Source organism: uncultured Pontibacter sp. (assembly GCF_947495565.1).
Lineage (GTDB): Bacteria > Bacteroidota > Bacteroidia > Cytophagales > Hymenobacteraceae > Pontibacter.
Window position 1 is genome coordinate 115,539 of record NZ_CANLZM010000008.1, and the last position, 17,627, is coordinate 133,165.

A 17,627-nucleotide genomic window follows, 5' to 3' on the forward strand; every position below is an offset into this window, starting at 1 on the left:
TTTGAAATCGTTTATCTAAATATTACAGTCCCAGCGTTAATGTGAATCCATAAGAACGAACGGACGGTAACGCACCACCTTCAATACCCTGCACGTTTGTGATAGAGTTTGTGATGTTTGATGGATCAACGTGATCAGAGTTTGACTGGATCAGCCATAGGTTTCTGCCTACAAATGCAAGTCTCACATTGTTGAAAGGAGTCTTCTCCACTAAGCTAGTTGGCAGGCTGTAGCCTAAGCTAGCCTCACGCAGGTAGATGTAGCTTGCATCAACAATATCAGCCGCATGCACTCTGTAGCCACCGTTAGCATAGAAGTAAGTTTCTGCACCAATAACTGTAGTATTTTCAGTTCCGTCAGCAAGTACACCTGGAGTTACCATTCCTTCTTCACGGATGTCACCTTCAGCTGTTCCTTTTAGCATACCTGAGTAGTTACCCCACATTTGCGTAGTAGAGAAGAAGTCACCGCCTTTCTGGAAGTCAACCAGTGCTGAAAGGCTCACGCCTTTGTAACGGAATGTGTTTGTTACACCACCTGTAAAGTCAGGCAGTACAGATCCGATCACTTTTTGCTCATCAGAACGTGCATACACACCGCTTGCTAGTACAATTTTTCTACCCTGATCGTCATACTTGTAGTCATAACCTACGATAGATCCAAATGACTCACCTTCACGAGCCTGCAGCTGAACTGCAAACGGAGCGTTTGTGATAACCATTGTTTTCTGGTCGTCTGTCAGCTTAACGATTTGGTTTTCGTTCTTAGCCCAGCTAACATTAACATCCCAGCTGAAATCGTTTGTTCTTACCGGAGTACCGTACAGGTTAACTTCAACACCTTTGTTTTCTACTTCACCAGCGTTGATGTATCTGTAAGTGAAGCCTGTAGCGGCTGAAAGGCTAAGTGGAATAATCTGGTTCTCAGTCTTTCTGTTGTAGTAAGTAGCATTCAAACCTAATCTGTCGTCGAATACACGCCACTCAGTACCAAATTCATATTCAGTTGAGATCTCTGGCTTCAGCACTGAGTTAGGCAGTGTGTTTGGCACAGAAACTCTTGACTCTGAACCAAAAGGCATGTTCAACTGGTAAGTCAGGATAGTGTTGTACGGGTCAGTATCGTTACCAACCTGTGCTACGGCAGCACGAACTTTAGCCATGTTCAACCAAGAAGCATCAATCAGATCTGAGAATACATAAGAAAGAGATGCAGCTGGGTAGAAGTATGAGTTCTCATCAGCAGGAAGTGTTGATGACCAGTCGTTACGCGCGCTCAGGTCTAAGAATAGCTGATCCTGGAAACCTAAGGAAGCACTAGCGAACACAGAGTTGATTTGCTTCTCTGTCTTGCTGTCAACGATAGAAGGACGGCCAACTGATGCACCCAGGTTGTATACTTCTGAGCTCAATCCATCCACAGTAGAACCTGCAAATACGTTACGAGTACGCGTCATTCTGTTCACACCTGCAAAAGCGTTCAATGAGAATACATCAGAAAGGTCTTTGTTGAAGTTCAATAAACCTTGGATGTTGTTCTCCATAAAGTCGATCTTGTACAGAGTGTAATCAGAAATACCTTGAGAACCTGGAGCGATACGCTCTTCCTGCGTTTCAGAATATGTATCCGTAGACACTCTTACATCAGCGCTTAGGTAATCAGTAAGCTTATAGTTAGCGTTTACGTTACCGAAGATACGATCTCTACCGTCGTTCTGGTAGTTCTTGTAACGAACCCAGTAAGGGTTGTCAGAGTATTTAGGAGTTGGGTTGTCCCAAGAAGTACGGTTCCAAGTCAGCTGTGTGCCGTCTGGCAACATGTAAGTTTCTTGTCTCTCGATGTCTAGTTGGCGCTGTCCCCACTGCGTAAACTGCTGCAGTACGTTGTTTCCGTCGTAACCAGTACCTGGGCGGCCTTTCGCCTCGTGCGTTACATAGTTCGCGCTGGCAGATACGCTAAGCTTCTCTGTTACATTGTAACCACCGTTAAAGCTTAGGTTATGGCGTACAAGCTCAGAGTTTGGAAGTATAAAGTTCTGATCCAGATTTGAGTAAGACAAACGGAAAGAACCTTTGTCATTAGAGCCGTCTACAGAGACAGAGTTTGTTAGAGTAGTACCAGTCTCGAAGAAGTCACGGATGTTGTCTGGCTGAGCTTCCCATCTAGCTAACTCACCGAAGTTAGGGTTGCCAAGCTCTTTGTCCCAGCTCCAGTAAGGACGGTACAGTTGTCCTTCAAATGCAGGACCCCAAGATTCATCCACATCGTAATCAGGAAGCAGGTCATAGCTGCCTTTTCCGTCACCGTCGTCATATGCACCTTGTCTTCCTTCTGGAAATGCTTCTGGGTTTTCATCAAAGTATAGTTTAGTAAAGCCGAAGCCGCCACCATACTTATTCTGGTATTCAGGCAGTTTATACACACGGTCTAAAGTTAGACCAAGTGAGTAAGTAACGCCAATGCCACCACCTTCTCTGTTGCCTTTTTTAGTAGTGATAACGATTACACCGTTAGCACCACGGCTACCGTAAAGCGATGTAGCAGCAGCACCTTTCAGTACAGTTACTTCAGCAATGTCATTAGGGTTAATATCCTGGATGGCACTACCGTAGTCATAACCGCCGCCACCGCGTTGCTGATCAGAGCTGTTAGAGTTTGAGTTTTCGATTGGAACACCATCTACCACAAAAAGGGCGTTGTTGTTACCACTGATGGAGCTAACACCACGCATAGTAACTCTTGCAGAGCCACCCATGGCGCCTGAGTTTGTACCTACCTGAACACCAGCAATTCTACCTGAAAGGGAGTTTACTACGTTCGTCTCGCGTACTTGGCTCAGTTCATCACCACTCACCGTCTGAGATGAGTAACCGATAGACTTTTCTTCTCTTGCAATACCAAGGGCTGTTACTACAACCTCGCTAAGCTGCTGCGTATTAACAGGCAACCCAACATTAACAGTATTGTTAGAGCCAATATTGCGCTCTACTGATTGGTAACCAATAAAACTGAAAACCAGTGTATTGTTACCTTCAGGAACATTAATTGAATAACTACCGTCTGCTGAAGTAGCAGTACCAACGGTTGTACCTTTTACCAGAACGGTAACGCCCGGTAACGGCTGGCTGGTAGCAGCATCCGTCACTTTACCAGTGATAGCCCTTACCTGTGCCATGGCCTGATGCAACAGGGCCGTCACAAGCAAGAAGCTCAGGAATAGAATTTTCTTCATTGTGTGTTAGTTTAAAGTGAGAGTTTAGGTTAAAAATTATCAAAAACGAAGGTTTAAAAACCTTAGTGGGAAATAATCTGAGAGAAAAAAGCTATACGCCGTTATTCTGCTTCTGCAGCAGTTGCACATTAAGCTTTTGAGAATACACAAAGCACCTCCACCCTGCATAACAATATGCAGGAAAACAGCCACACCTTAGCAGCGTGATGAATTTATGAGACTTTTATTTTTGAAGGAGGAGAAGGTGCAAAACACCGTGATGGCACTAAAGTAAAGAGTAAAGAAGTAATCATAAATTGTTTGTTTAAGGTGAGATACAGTTCAACAAGTTTAACAAAAACCTGCCGTATTAACAAATAATTAGTTTAACTTTTAAAGTATAAAGAGAGCTTTCAAAATTATATATGATATCTCAACAAAACTTAACCAACTGATTATCAGAATAATTTAACCTAACCCACAACATCCGTGAAAATCTTCTTCAAAAAAGCATTTTTAATTAAGTTATGCCACTGAAAATGCGCCACAATGCGTATTATACGTGCTGCATAATTTTAGTTGTTGCATTTTACAAGGGTTAATCTACAAATAAAATATCAATAAAACCAAATTATAAATTAAATAATCAACATATACAACATGATTACAAAAGGATCTTATAAACCAAGAGCCTTTTGTAATATTAAAACAATTAATAGTTAATTGAAATCTAGTTTCATAGGTGACTGGATCTCACAAGCAGCTACATCACATCCCAGAAAAGGCGTGTTGAGCTTTCATCTCCTCCAATGGCTGCCGCCGCTGCTGCACGGTTAGCAGGGTTAAGTGTTTGCTCGTTAATAGGATAAATCATCCTGGTAGGTATGGTTAACTCACCTGCTCCTTCTACAGCCGGGGGTTGTAAGTCTGGGGCATCTGTCTTCTCCACTCCAGCCATGCTTCGTTGCCACGGTTGTAAAGAGCTATCCATTTCTGGGTCCCGATTTTTTCTCGCCAATCACCAGAAGCTATATTGCAGTAAACTTCAGGCTGAGCCAGGTAATTCTGAGCTTCTGCTTCTGTACCTCCTCAATAAGTGATAGAAGCAGTAATGGCAGCATTATAATGCTCTTCTGCAGTCCCCTCTACACCAAAGCCCCGCTCCACAGCCTCTGCCAGCAAAAACTCAACCTCTGAGTAATCCAGCAATATTGCCTCAAAGTTAGGGTCTGCTATTAGTGGGCTCACAGTAGAGAATGCAGCGAAGTTATTCGGGAAGCCATACTCTCCCCCAATAAACTCACCGTCAACATCGCTGAAATAATACTGCCTACAAACGCAGACACCTCAAAACCTTTGTTCTCTACCTCACCGGCATTCACAAACCTGCTGGAGTAACCGCTTGCCGACGATATGGTAACGGGAATGATCTGATCTTCTGTGTTTGATTTATACCAGGTAAAATCGAACCCGAAGAGACTGTTAAAGAATTCGGCTTCAAAGCTTTTTTGCCGCTCAGGCTGCAGAGCTTGGTTGTTTTTAGTGTTAGGGATAGAGAAGAGAGCAATAGACCCAAAGCCTGTTGGCTTGTCATACACATCATATATACTTAACGGTGGCGCATCATTGCCTACTTCTGCATAATTTACGCTAACCTTCCCTAGCGAGAGCCACTCCATATCAATTACATTAGAAAAGAGGAAATTGGCTGCGGCAGCAGGATAGAAGTATGTATTATCGCTTTCGGACAAGGTGGTAGACTTGTCCGAAAGCGCTGACAGCTCCAGAAACAGCACTTCCTTATAGCCAAAATTGGCATTCGCGAAGACACCGTCCACCCCTCTTCTCCACTCATCTTCCACGGGAGGCTTTACAGGGCTGACCGAGTTAGAAAGCGAGTACAGCCCCGGCACAACCAAACCTACGTTAGTGGATGCCCTAACTGATCTGGAACGCTCTCGGCGGAGGTTGGAACCAAGCAGACCAGAGAAGCTAATATCCTCCGTGATAACTTTATTGAAAGTTTGCTGAGCCGTTGTGTTGTTATTGGCATTGCTCGCCGGTACGCCGTCTATCACGAAAAGCGCCTGGTTATTTCCGGTAATAGAGGAGTAACCACGGATAACCACGTTGGTAGAGCCACCCATGGTGTTGTTGGTTCTAACGTCGAGGCCGGCTACTTTACCGGATAGCGTATTCACAAAATCGCTGCTTCTTGTGCGGGTAATCTGATCGCCGCTTACTTCCTATGCAGAGTAAGCAAGCTCGTTGCGGCTGCGCTCTATGCCCAACGCAGTTACCACTACTTCCTGCAGCTGCTCTGCATCTGTAGCCAGTGCTACATCAATTGTATTGGCATTTCCGATATTTCGCTCTACGATTGATTGGTAGCTGATAAAGCTAAAGGCCAGCGTATTGCTACCTTCAGGAAATTGTATGTCATAGCTACCGTCTGCTGATGTAGCAGTACCAACGGTAGTGCCTTTTACCAGGACAGTAACGCCCGGTGGCGGTTGGTTGGTAGCAACATCTGTTTCTCTACCAGTTATTGGCCTTACCTGCGCCATACTCTGATGCAATTGCAGTATGGCCACAAGCAAAAAGCTTGTAAATAGAACCCTCTTCATTATGTGTTAGTTTAAAGTGAGACTCTAATATTAGCTATATACAAGTTTAAAGTTTGTTAAGCCTATACTTACAATAAAGCTGTACTCGCCTGCCTTAACACACGTGAAGAATAACTCCATAAACAGCCAAAGGCCGGGATCTAAAATTCCGGCCTTTGGCTGTTTATACTTTGTAAATTAATGCTCTAGCTGAATAATTGGTAGGTGATAAAAGCCATGACGTAAGCCAAGCCGCTCATGTAAATCAATTGCGCTGCAGGCCAGGTCCAGCTTTTTGTTTCGCGGCGGACAATGGCCAGGGTGCTCACGCATTGCATGGCAAAAAGGTAGAAGATCATGAGCGAGAAGCTGCGGGCAGGCGTAAAGAATGGGTCGCCGTTGGCGTCTTTCTCCGACATCAGCTTTTCCTTTATGGTGGTCACGTTTTCCTCCTCCCCTATACTATAGATAGTAGACATGGTGCCTACAAATACCTCGCGGGCAGCAAAAGAGGTAAGCAAAGCAATGCCAATCTTCCAATCGTAACCAAGCGGCCTGATAACAGGCTCTATAGTGCGGCCAACCATTCCGGCGTAAGAAGACTCCAACTGGTGGGAGGCAATCCTGTTCTCTGTCTGCACCTCTGTTAGACCTTCTGCGCGTGCCTCTGCAAGCGCCTGCTGTTCTGCCTGCTCAAAACTGTTGCCGGGGCCATAAGATGCCAGCACCCAAAGTATAATCGAGATCGCTACAATCACTTTACCGGCTTCAAACACAAATGCTTTTACCTTCTCGATGATTGTAAGGCCCACATTTTTCCAGCGCGGCATTTTATAGGTCGGGAACTCCATGATAAAGTAGCTGCGCTCCCGGGCCTTCAGTATAATTTTCAGCAGCAAAGCTGATAGTATGGCAGCCAGAAACCCGATCAGGTAAAGCGCCATTAGCACAATGCCTTGCAGGTTCAGGAAACCAAAGTAGTACTTCTCCGGCACCACCAGCGCAATCAGTACAGTGTATACCGGAATGCGGGCTGAGCAGCTCATCAGCGGCGTCACAAAGATGGTGATCATCCGGTCCTTCCAGTTCTCGATGGTTCTTGCCGACATCACGGCTGGCACGGCACAGGCCACGCCCGAGATAAGCGGCACCACGCTTTTACCGTTCAGCCCGAACTTGCGCATGATCTTGTCCATCATGAAGGTAACTCGCGCCATATAGCCTGTCTCCTCCAGCACCGCAATAAAAGCGAAGAGTATGGCGATCTGCGGCACAAAAACTAGGATACCTCCCAAACCGGCAATCACACCTTCGGTAAGCAGGTTAACCAGCGGCCCGCTAAAATTTTCCTGGATCAGCGTATTCAGGCCGGCGATACCGCCATCAATTAGATCCATCGGGTAACTGGCCCAGGCAAAGATGGCCTGGAAGATCATGAAAAGTATACCGAAAAAGATAAGGTAGCCAAACACCTTGTGCGTCAGTATCTGATCGAGGCGGTTGCTGAACTTCTCATCTCTCTCCGCCTTCTCCACGCGCACGGCATCGAGTAGCAGCTCGTTAATGCGGGTATAGCGCCCAATAGTTTCGTCGGCCTGCTGTGCATTGGATTTGAAACCGGCACTCTCCAGCTGCTCTCCCAACCAAGCCATGTCCTCCTCATTCAGGAATTTCAGGCTTTTATACTGGTGCGCAAACTGCAGCGCCAGATAATCGGTGCTGAGGCCAAATCGGGTTTTTATACTTTGGAGCAGCGGCTGTAACTGCGTTGGGATATCATAAAATGGCTTCTCCGGTGCGCTCAGGTGCTGCGTCATCACAATTTTGAGGGCAGCAACGCCTATGCCTTTCCGGGCATTCATTGGTATAACCGGCACGCCCAGCTCACGCTGCAGTGCTGCCACATCAATCTTCACGCCCTCCTGCTCGGCCACATCCACCATGTTCAGGGCCAGCACCGCCGGCAGTTGCAGGTCGGCCAGCTGGGTAAACAACAGCAGGTTGCGCTTCAGGTTTGAGGCGTCGGCGGTAACAATTACCAGATCCGGGAAGTGCTTGGAAGTCGGGTCGTAGAGCAAGTCGGTTATCACCCGCTCGTCAAGGGATTTAGGATACAGGCTATAAGTACCCGGCAGATCGATGATCTCAGCCCGGATAGCTGGGGTAAGCTGGCTATAGCCGGTTTTCTTATCAACTGTAACCCCCGGAAAATTACCTACCTTTTGGTTTAGGCCGGTAAGCTGGTTAAAAAGCGATGTTTTGCCAGAGTTCGGATTGCCGATAAGGGCGATCTTTACCTCCTCCGGCTTGGCAGATACACGCTCTGCCGGTTTTATTTCTGGTTGGGTAGCTACAGGCATGAATAAAAACTACTGCTTGAGTAAAATGGTCTCGGCTTCGTCTAAGCGCAGGGAGAGGGTATAGTTGTTCACAATGATAGTGATAGGGTCACCGAGCGGAGCACGGCTGTTCATTTTCACCTCAGTGCCAGGTATACAACCCATTTCGAGTAGCTTCAGGCCCATTTCCGGGTCTTGCAGGCAGCAGATCACACCACGCTCACCTATCTTCATTTCGCGCACCGATTTGCGCCCTTTATGATCTTCTGCCATGTGCTGCACCTGTTACCTCTCTTTATTATTTAGACTGTTTATAAACAACTGCAAGTTACAAGGTGTTCAACTTTAAAGCAAAAGATTTGGCTTGATGGCAGGTTTAATCTCTAAAATGTTGAATTGTTGATTGTTCAATATAGGATAATTAAGGACATCCAAGCTAGCCAAAAAGTGGATTTAAAATTTACGTTTCCAGTTGCTACTGTCCTTCCTATTGCGGTTTAAAGTAATATTTGAAGCAGCAATTCAGCTATCATGCCTACTCCGAATAAAAAATCCGTTTTACCCGGGTACTTACGTTGGTGAGCAACTCGTAAGGTATTGTACCGATTTGCTGCGCCAGCTCCACCAGCGTAAGCTCTGGCCCAAACATAATGGCGGCATCTCCTGCTTTCACCTCTACGCCTGTCACATCCACCATAGTCATGTCCATGCACACGTTGCCGATGATGGGGCAGCGATGGCCGTTGATGAGCACCTGCCCTACCCCATTGCTGAAGCGGCGGTCGTAGCCGTCGGCGTAACCGATGGCGATGGTAGCGGTGGTTTTATTTACATCGGCGATGCCTTTACGGCTATAGCCTACGGTGTCGCCCTGCTTTATACTTTTAACCTGCGACAAAGTGGTTTTAAGAATGCTAACAGGCCGTAATGCTTCCTGCTCTGCGCCTGTGGCCTCTACACCATAAATTCCGATGCCTAAACGCACCATATCCAGCTGGTGCTCCGGAAAACGAACAATACCTGCCGAGTTCAGGATGTGCTTGATGACTTTATACTTCAGGCGCTCCTCCAGCGTGGCAGCCGCACTCCTGAACCTTTCGACCTGAAGCTGCGAGAAATCGTTGTGCAGCGCCTCGTCTGCACCAGCCAGGTGGCTAAAGGCACTGGCTACCTGCACCTGCGGGTGCTGCTCCAGCAACGCGAACAAAGCCTCAAAATCTTCCGGCACAAAACCGAGACGGTGCATGCCGGTATCTAGTTTCAGGTGAATTTTATACTTTAAGCCGGGCTCCAGCAGCGTTACAAAAGCCTGCAGCTGCTCCAGTGAGTAAATTTCGGGCTCCAGGTTATACTGCCGCAGCTTTAAAAAACTATCCGGCGACGGGTTCATGACCATAATGGGTAGGGTGATGCCGTTATCGCGCAAAGCTACGCCCTCGTCGGCATAAGCCACCGCCAGGTAATCCGCACGGTGGAACTGCAGCAAATTAGCCACCTCAAAGCTGCCGCTACCGTAGGCAAAGGCTTTTACCATCACCATCAGTTTGGTATCCGGGGCCAGTTTGGAGCGGTAATAGTTGAGGTTGTGCACCAGCGCATCCAGGTTAACTTCCAGCACCGTGCCATGCACCTTCTGCTGAAAGGCCTGCACAATCTTCTCGAACCCGAACACGCGCGCGCCTTTTACCAGAATCAGCTCGTTTCGGAATGAATCAGGGTTAAATGCTTTCAGAAAATCAGCGGTGGAAGTATAAAAATCAGACTTTGGGAAGAAGCGGCTATACTTGCGGATGGTAGGCCCGATACCGATCAGGCGCTGTACCTTGTGCGCCTGCACCAGTTCGGCTACTTTGGCATAAAGCCTCTCTTCTGGCAAGCCCGACTCCAGCACATCCGAAAGTATGAGCGTGCGCTGCCCGCGCTGCGGCTGGCTGGCCTGCAGGTCCAGGGCAATGGCAAGGCCGGCAAGGTCGTTGTTATAGGTGTCGTCTATCAGGTAGCAGCCGTTGATGGCCTCTTTCATTTCAAGGCGCATAGCTACGGGGTGCAGCCGGTCCAGCCGGTCCTGGATTTCGGAGAGCGGCAGACGGCGGTGCAAAAGTATGGCCAGGCAGTGCAGGGCATTTTCTATCGAAGCCTCGTCAGTGAACGGAATAGCCAAGCGCTGCTTCTCCCCCTCAAAGGTATAAACCACGATGGTTTTATGGCCGGCAGTGGTGCTGCCGTTGATATATAAATCTGTCTCCTTATTTTTTCGGCTCCAGGTAAAACAAGGTATACTTTGCGCCTGCACAGCCTGATGCAGCAACTCATAATCAGGGCAATAAAATAAAATATCTACCTCTCCAAACAGCTTCAGCTTCTCCTGCACCTTCTGCTCCCGCGAGGTAAATCCCTGGTCATGGGCGCTTCCTATGTTTGTGAATATACCGAGAGTAGGGCGGATAATGGCCTGCAGTTTCTCCATCTCGCCGGGCTGCGAAATGCCGGCTTCAAAAATAGCCAATGTATGGTTTGGCTGTAGTTGCCACACGCTCAGCGGCACCCCAAGCTGAGAATTATAGCTGCGCGGGCTCTTTACTACCAACTCGTCCGGGCTCAGCAGCTGCGAGAGCCACTCTTTTACAATAGTTTTGCCGTTGCTGCCCGTTATGCCAATTACCGGAATACTGAACTGCGCCCGATGCCACGCCGACAGCTGCTGCAGCGCCTTCAGGCTGCTTTCTACCTGCAGGATGTTTGCCTCCGGATACAGCTGTTTTAACTCCCCGGCATCGCCTTGCTCCAGCACAAAAGCCCTTACGCCCTGCGCGTATAGCTGCGGCAGGTACTTATGGCCATCGTTATACTTGCCCCTGATAGCGAAGAACACCGAGCCTGCCGGCTGCGAAACCTTACGGCTGTCGGTGAGCAGGTGCACGATGGGCAAGGGCTGCGCGAACTGTACTAGCTTGCCTCGGGTTATACTTTGTAGCTGCTGAAACGTGAGCATGGGCTTTATTTATACTTCGAGCGTTAAAGTTAGAAAGTTGGTTTGAGTAAAAAAGTTAGAAAGCTAGAAAGTTAAGGCCGGGGGAGTTAAAGCTCCTTGCGTGCAGGGAAAGGTCGTGGCCTATCTGAATTATACACATTTTGTGATCGTGTAAATCCTGATTCGTACAATATTAACAACTTAATTATGTAGTAACCGGCAATTAGCAATCAACAATCAAATTCCTGACCTTTGCGCACTTTTATTCTTTTAGTAAGCTAATGGAAACTACTAATACTAAACCATACTACGCCGCCGGCTTGGCAGCTTTCGTTATCTGGGGTTTCATCCCTTTTCCGCTGAAGGCGCTGGCTGCTTACCCAAGCGGGCAAATCCTGTACTTTCGGGTGGCGCTGTCGGTGGGGCTGCTGCTGATCATCTCGCTTTTGTTCCGGCGGAGGCAACTGCTCACTACTTTAAGTCAGGTAAAGGTTTCCGGAGCCCGCGAAAAGCGCCTGTTCATACTTTATACTTTTTTAGGCGGTGTGCTGCTCACCACCAACTGGCTGACCTTTATATACGTGGTCAATCATATCGATATCCAGACCGGTTCTTTCTCGTACCTGCTCTGCCCTATACTTACGGCGGTGCTTGGTTTTTTATTATTGAAGGAGGAGTTGCGGCCCAACCAGTGGCTGGCTATCGGCCTGAGCGCCCTGAGTTGCGCATTAATAGGCAGCGGCGAAATCAGGAGTTTGCTGTTTAGCTTGCTCATTGCGCTGAGTTATGCTTTTTACCTGATTACGCAGCGCATTCTGAAGTCTTTCGATAAGATTGTGCTCCTGAAACTGCAGTTGCTCCTGTCGTTCGTTTTTATTGGCCCGTTTTATACTTTCTTTACCGGCGGCAACGCGCAGCTGGACACGCACTTTTTTGTGCAGGTAGGCTTTTTGAGCGCCGGCTTCACGGTGCTACCGCTGTTCCTGAACCTGTTTGCCCTCAAAGAACTCACCTCTGGCACCATTGGCATTCTGATGTACATTAACCCGATTCTTAACTTCATCATGGCCTTTTTATACTTTGGGGAGCAAACTACAGGCACCAAGGTAGCGGCTTACCTCATCATTTTCATTTCCGTGATTATCTACAACATCAACCTAAAAGGCCGCAAAAAACGTGGCGACGGGCTCGTGATACCCCCTGTGGGAACTACGGCGGTGGTGAAGTAAGGCTGCCCTGGCTTTCGCTAGCGCGGGCTTTTTATACTTTCTTAGCCGCTGCTTTTTGCCACCTGAAACAAGCTATACTTCCTAGCTGCTGCTGATCCACGGCTTTACAACCTGCTTGTTTCATTTTATACTTTGGCTCCCTCAAGGCCGGGAGGCCTCGTCTTCCCGCATCGCGCTGGGACCTTTTCCTGCCCTCGTGCCTCGGGCTGCCTCGCTGTCGCTCGTCACCGGAAAAACTCCATAGGCGCTCAACGGAAAGACTGGGAATTATTTCGGTAGCCCTTGCTGGCGGAGCTTCAACAGAATCCCCCTCCTTAGACAAGGAGGGGTTAGGGGTGGTTGGACCCGGCGATGCAGAAACGCCCCTCTCGGGAGGGAACCAGCCGCTATAAAATTTATCATCCAGCCAAAGCAACAACAGCAACTCCTTTGCCTTAGTAAGCAAAGACAAGAGTGGTTAATCTCATTGCCGCACCTTATCCTGTTCTTAAAAGAAGTACCTTCAACAACAAAAAAGCGCCTCCCTAACATTAGCTGGGGAGGCGCTTTTCTCTCTTTTCTATACTTTAGTTGGTGGTAGTGCCGCGTTGGCGCTGCTCATCCAGTCGCTCTAGTTCTCGGGCGGCGGAGTCTACGTTAGGTTCCGGGTTGCCGAACTGGTCTGCTTGCTCACCGGTTACGGCTGTGTCGCCGATGGGGGCAGGACGCGGCTCGCTAAGGTTTGCGGCTCCTTCGTTTCCTTCTACAACTGCCTCTGCAGTGCCCGTATCACGTTCTTCCTGAAGCGACTCGGCGCTTTCACTACAGCCAAAGCCTACAACCGTGGCAAATGCCAGCGCCAATCCTGATTTTAATATATGTGATGTTTTCATAATTCTCGGTTCATTTGTTCTTCGGATATTTTTAACGGCCTCGGTACAAAATAGGTTATAGAGTCGCGCCTATACTACCTGCTGCCTTAGAACCCGAAACCCACCATGACACCTGTTCTGGCTTTGTTGCCTTCCTGAAAAGAGGTTACAAAATCTACGCGCAGCACTTTAAAGATGTGCTCAATGCCTAGTCCCAGCTCCAAATAATGCCGCGACTCCTGCGTATTTAGATAATTCAGGCTCACCACCTCCTGCCACTTCAGCTTACGGAAAAGCGGTATCTTATTAAATATAAACCCGTTGAAATGATGCTCGTAATGCGCTTCCAGATAACGGTTGTTGGTGCTGTAACGGTAATAGTCTAGTAACTGAAAACCTTCGTAAGTTCCTGCAACCAGCGTGCGGTTGCCGTTAAAATGCTTGTAATCCATTAGCCGCATCCCTTCTTTACCCCAAAAGGTGGCTCCCAGCACACTATACTTACTGCGGCCCAGCAAGCCAAAGCTTACATCATCGCTGATGCTCAAGCCTGCAGTGTTATACTTTACATCGCTTCCGAAAGCCTTTATCCCGCCACGGTAACTCAAGGTAAAAGTTGGGTATTTAGAGCCCAGGTTAATTTTATTATCGGGACGAGAGATGTAGCGCATACCCGGTTTTATACTTAGTGCGGCAGTTACCGTCAGGGCCTGGTGTGGCGTGAAAGACGCACCTGGCAGTTCGGCATTATCAGGCACATTGGAAGTAAAGCGGCTGGGTTCATCTTTGCCCCTGTCCCTGAAAGTAAAATCAGCGGTGTTCTGCAGCGGCATGCGGTGCGCGTAGTTTACCGATGTATTAAGCCTAAAGCCGTTCCAGAGTTCGCTGCGGTAGCTTATCTGGCCAAAGTCGCGCTGGTAGAGCTTTAGGTAATTGCGCTCGGCAAACAAAGTATAAAGCGTGTTTACGAACGGCGAAATCGGGTCCAGGTAATTGATCTGGCTCACGTAGCGACCTCCTTCCACGCTGATGGTGCTGTTCTTGATAGGGTCGTACTGGTAGCTGAGCAGCAGTTTCCCGTTTAGCTTTTTATTGCTGAAACCGTAGCGCACAGCGGGCTCTATCTGGTAATAGCGGCGGTCCTCGAAGTTCTTGCGGTAATTTATGCGCACATCGGCAGCCACACCCTCTACCGTGTTGTACTGCAGTATACTTGGCCCGCCCGTCAGGCTCAGCAGCGGATCGAAGCGGTAAAACTTGCGCTCATAAGAGTTGGAATAAGTATAACCGCCCAGCAGGAAGCTCCCAAAAGAAGGTTTATTCCGTACCGCATCCAACGAGTCCTGGTAGGGTCTGGAGTTTTTAACCACCTCCAGGCTGTCCTTTTTCTGATAATCCACCACCTCCTCCTGCGTAAGCGGCACCGGCCTTACCGATGCCCAATAGGCTGAATCGCGTTTGTTGGCATCGTTCTCCACCAGCAGCACCTCTTTGCTGAACAAGGCATCGCTTACCACAGGCTGTACCGGCTGCGCTGCCTCCTCGGGTGCTATAACTTTATATTTTGGTTTTCTGGCTGGCTTGGCAGCGGCTATCTCTGGTTCAGGACTCGGCTCCGGCTCTACTTCCTCCACCTTTGGCGGACGGGTGTAGGCGGGCTGCACTTTGTAGTTAGAGTACACGCCCATGGCATAGCCACCGCCCTTAAAGCCCAATCCGGCAGCCTCAAAGGTAAAGCGCTGCGACACCGGCATCCATACTTCCTCGGCCACCGGCGCGTACACCTGCCTTACCCGTATCCAGTCTACAAACTCAATTCCGGAATCTTTGGTCAGTTTTAAGTCGGTGCTGTGGATACGCCAGCTGCCATCTACAATATAAATATTGCCTGCAAAAACCGGGTCGTGCTTACGGCGTGGGATAACTTTGATCTTGTTGATGGTGCGGCCGTTCTCCTGGAAAGTGCCCAGGTACTCGAAGCGGTAAAACATGAGGGCGTTGTTGGCCAGCGGCGACACAAAACCGCGTTCGCTCAGCCCCACCACCTTTAGCAGCGGGTCGTAAAAACTAATGCTCATTTCGGAGGCTTGGTTAAAGCTGAAGCCCTTTTTCTGGCCGCTCACCTTGCTCGAGATCATCCGTTCATGAATTTTGTTGGGCTTCTTAAACGCCAGCTCAGACACCGACTCCGACAGGTACACAATGCCTGTATCTACGTCCACTATCTTTACGCCCAGAATTTTAGAGGGCACTTTATCCATGCGGGCAACGCCTTTCATGTATACGCGGGCGCTCCAGGCGTTCACTTCGTCGCGGTGGTACTTGCGCAATTTTATGGCATTGCGCATGATGCCATAAGCCGGGTCTTCGTCGGATGCCTTTACCACCACCTCCTTCAGGTTAAGCACCTCCGGCTGCAGCTGCACGTTCAGCTCCTGCGCCGCCTTGCCAACTGTTACAGTTTGGGTGTGAGCACGGTAACCTACATACTTAAACTCCAGGGTATAGGTGCCGGGGCTAAGCTGCAGTTGGTACAGGCCCTGGTCGTTGGTGGCGGTGCCGCTGGCGGTTTCTTCTATGTAGATGCTCGCAAAAGGCAGGCCTTTGTTGTTTTCATCGGTTACGCGGCCGCGCAGAATGCCTGCCATGGCCATGGCAGGCAAGAAAAGCAGCAGCAAAAGCAGGTAGGTATGGCGCATGTGCTAAAGGGTTAGTAGCAAACGTATCAGCTAAAAATATACGCAGTAAAGGCCTAATCTTCCGCACAAAATCACAAATTTATACTTTGCAAGAGGAGGCGTCTGTTTACTTAGAGCCTGTTTCGGTGGCAAGGGTTGCCTTCCTGCTGATTTTATTTTTGTACTGTACGTTCAGGATCACCCCTAGCAGCACCAGCGCCATACCTGCATACGTCCAGATATGCAGTAGCTCGCCAAAGAAAATAAACCCGAACAGCAGCGCGTAAATAATGCCGATATAGGTTAAGTTGGCTACTTTGGAGATTTCCTCGTGCTGATACGAGAGCGTCATGTAATACTGCCCCAACTGCGTGAACAGGCCCACCAGCAAAAGCACTCCCCAGTCCCAGCCCTCGGGCTGCACCCAATGAAACAACGTATAAACGCCTACCACCGGCAACGTTACCAGCGGAAAGTAGAAGATAATGACCAACGGATGCTCCTGCACGTTAAGCCGCCGCACAATGCTATAGGCCAAGCCAGTAAAGACAGCGCTTATCACACCCAGCCACAAGTATAAACTGTCTATATTCGTCTCCACACCCTCAATTACCAGCACCCCGGCAAACGACAACAGGAAGAAGACCCACTGCCACAGCCGCACCCGCTCCTTCACCATAAAAATACCTATAATGGCCGTAAAGATCGGCGACAGGTACTGCAGCGTGGCCGCCGTGGCCAGCGGAATGTTTTGCAGCACGTTAAAGAAAAGTATAAGTGCTACCGCCCCGAAGGCTCCGCGCGCGAACAGCCATTTCCGGTTATTGCCCCACACGCTCACGCCCGCCCTCCTCAAAAAAGCTACGCTAATTACCAGCGAAATCAACGACCTGAAAACGATAATCTCTTCGGCCGGGATATGCGGCACCCACTTCACGCACACCTGCATCAACGAAAAAAAGAACGTTGAGAGCAGCATGTATATCACTCCTTTTGATAACTTCATCTTTGATACTTTTCACAACAAAGGTCTGGGTTTTGGCTGTAGTTTGCTAATAGTTACCTGCTGTTTGTCTGAATCAGAATTTGCAGGATTAACAGATGCACAGGATTGGAAAAACCTGCACGATTCGGACAGATCACGACCTGTTCCTGCAAATAAAACTTTCTAACCTTCTAACTTTTTAACTTTCTAACTTCAAACCCTGTTTATACTTTAGTAGAAGCCCATTTACACATTTGGAACGCGATAAGAAAAAGAAAACCTATACCCCTAAAGAGGCCTTGCTAAAGGCTGCCTCCTACTGCGCCTACCAGGACCGCACGCAGCAGGAGGTGCGCGACAAACTCTACTCCTATGGCCTGGAGCCCGACGATGTGGAGGAGCTGATCGTGCGCCTGAGCCACGAGAAGATGATTGACGAGGAACGTTATGCCCAAAGCTACGTGCGTGGCAAGTATGGCCTGAAGAAATGGGGCCGCCGCAAAATTATGCAGGGCTTAAAAGGGAAAGGCATTTCTGATTACTGCATTAAACAAGGCCTGAAAGAGATAGACCCGGAAATATACGAGCAAAACCTGCTGCAGCTACTGGAGAAGAAAAACGCCACCGAGAAAGAGAAAAACCCCTTTGCCCGCCGCCAAAAGCTAACTTACTTTCTAATGAGCAAAGGCTATGAAAACGACCTGATACAGGATGCGCTGAAGGGGCTGGAGGAGCAGTAGAAATGTTTGCCTTGCCG

At 48.6% G+C, this 17,627-nt stretch carries 12 protein-coding genes and 2 pseudogenes; 2 read left to right on the forward strand and 12 right to left on the reverse strand.

The window, feature by feature from the left end; genetic code table 11:
- Nucleotides 1-22: 22 nt before the first annotated feature.
- From Q1B04_RS11755 to Q1B04_RS11790, 8 genes and pseudogenes are all read right to left on the reverse strand, one after another.
- A complete protein-coding gene (locus Q1B04_RS11755) occupies nucleotides 23-3,232 on the reverse strand; it encodes a SusC/RagA family TonB-linked outer membrane protein (RefSeq protein ID WP_299759010.1) in 3,210 nt (1,069 codons plus the stop codon).
- A 742-nt stretch (nucleotides 3,233-3,974) separates the two neighbouring features.
- Nucleotides 3,975-4,202 (reverse strand): hypothetical protein, encoded by a 228-nt coding sequence (locus Q1B04_RS11760; RefSeq protein WP_299759102.1) that lies wholly within the window; start codon nucleotides 4,200-4,202, stop codon nucleotides 3,975-3,977.
- Nucleotides 4,118-4,507 (reverse strand): annotated as a pseudogene (locus Q1B04_RS11765) (SusD/RagB family nutrient-binding outer membrane lipoprotein). The gene Q1B04_RS11760 and the pseudogene Q1B04_RS11765 overlap by 85 nt, the downstream one beginning before the upstream one ends.
- Nucleotides 4,456-5,442: pseudogene (locus Q1B04_RS11770) on the reverse strand (TonB-dependent receptor plug domain-containing protein); the annotation flags it as partial. The pseudogenes Q1B04_RS11770 and Q1B04_RS11765, both read right to left, overlap by 52 nt.
- A 15-nt stretch (nucleotides 5,443-5,457) precedes the next feature.
- The gene (locus tag Q1B04_RS11775) at nucleotides 5,458-5,838 is read right to left on the reverse strand and encodes a carboxypeptidase-like regulatory domain-containing protein (protein WP_299759011.1); all 381 of its coding nucleotides are present in this window, start codon (nucleotides 5,836-5,838) and stop codon (nucleotides 5,458-5,460) included.
- A gap of 185 nt (nucleotides 5,839-6,023) precedes the next feature.
- Nucleotides 6,024-8,177 (reverse strand): ferrous iron transport protein B, encoded by a 2,154-nt coding sequence (gene feoB / locus Q1B04_RS11780; protein WP_299759012.1) that lies wholly within the window; start codon nucleotides 8,175-8,177, stop codon nucleotides 6,024-6,026.
- Between the two features lie 9 nt (nucleotides 8,178-8,186).
- Complete coding sequence (locus Q1B04_RS11785; protein ID WP_299759013.1) at nucleotides 8,187-8,429, reverse strand: FeoA family protein; 243 nt, start codon at nucleotides 8,427-8,429, stop codon at nucleotides 8,187-8,189.
- 262 nt (nucleotides 8,430-8,691) lie between these two features.
- The gene (locus Q1B04_RS11790) at nucleotides 8,692-11,148 is read right to left on the reverse strand and encodes a bifunctional UDP-N-acetylmuramoyl-tripeptide:D-alanyl-D-alanine ligase/alanine racemase (RefSeq protein WP_299759014.1); all 2,457 of its coding nucleotides are present in this window, start codon (nucleotides 11,146-11,148) and stop codon (nucleotides 8,692-8,694) included.
- A 260-nt stretch (nucleotides 11,149-11,408) separates the two neighbouring features.
- Between Q1B04_RS11790 and Q1B04_RS11795 the strand changes: the two genes are divergently transcribed.
- Nucleotides 11,409-12,356 carry an EamA family transporter gene (locus tag Q1B04_RS11795; RefSeq protein ID WP_299759015.1) on the forward strand — a complete coding sequence of 316 codons (948 nt, stop codon included), beginning with the start codon at nucleotides 11,409-11,411 and terminating at the stop codon, nucleotides 12,354-12,356.
- Nucleotides 12,357-12,387: 31 nt separating this feature from the next.
- Here the strand turns inward: Q1B04_RS11795 and Q1B04_RS11800 are convergent, their stop codons facing one another.
- From Q1B04_RS11800 to Q1B04_RS11815, 4 genes are all read right to left on the reverse strand, one after another.
- Complete coding sequence (locus Q1B04_RS11800) at nucleotides 12,388-12,807, reverse strand: hypothetical protein (protein WP_299759016.1); 420 nt, start codon at nucleotides 12,805-12,807, stop codon at nucleotides 12,388-12,390.
- A 115-nt stretch (nucleotides 12,808-12,922) separates the two neighbouring features.
- Nucleotides 12,923-13,228, reverse strand: coding sequence for a hypothetical protein (locus Q1B04_RS11805; RefSeq protein WP_299759017.1), 306 nt, complete (start codon nucleotides 13,226-13,228; stop codon nucleotides 12,923-12,925).
- A gap of 86 nt (nucleotides 13,229-13,314) precedes the next feature.
- Complete coding sequence (locus tag Q1B04_RS11810; RefSeq protein WP_299759018.1) at nucleotides 13,315-15,906, reverse strand: DUF5686 and carboxypeptidase regulatory-like domain-containing protein; 2,592 nt, start codon at nucleotides 15,904-15,906, stop codon at nucleotides 13,315-13,317.
- Between the two features lie 106 nt (nucleotides 15,907-16,012).
- The gene (locus tag Q1B04_RS11815; RefSeq protein ID WP_299759019.1) at nucleotides 16,013-16,891 is read right to left on the reverse strand and encodes a DMT family transporter; all 879 of its coding nucleotides are present in this window, start codon (nucleotides 16,889-16,891) and stop codon (nucleotides 16,013-16,015) included.
- 233 nt (nucleotides 16,892-17,124) lie between these two features.
- Here Q1B04_RS11815 and Q1B04_RS11820 point away from each other — a divergent pair, with 233 nt between their 5' ends.
- The gene (locus Q1B04_RS11820; RefSeq protein WP_299759020.1) at nucleotides 17,125-17,610 is read left to right on the forward strand and encodes a regulatory protein RecX; all 486 of its coding nucleotides are present in this window, start codon (nucleotides 17,125-17,127) and stop codon (nucleotides 17,608-17,610) included.
- Nucleotides 17,611-17,627: the final 17 nt, after the last annotated feature.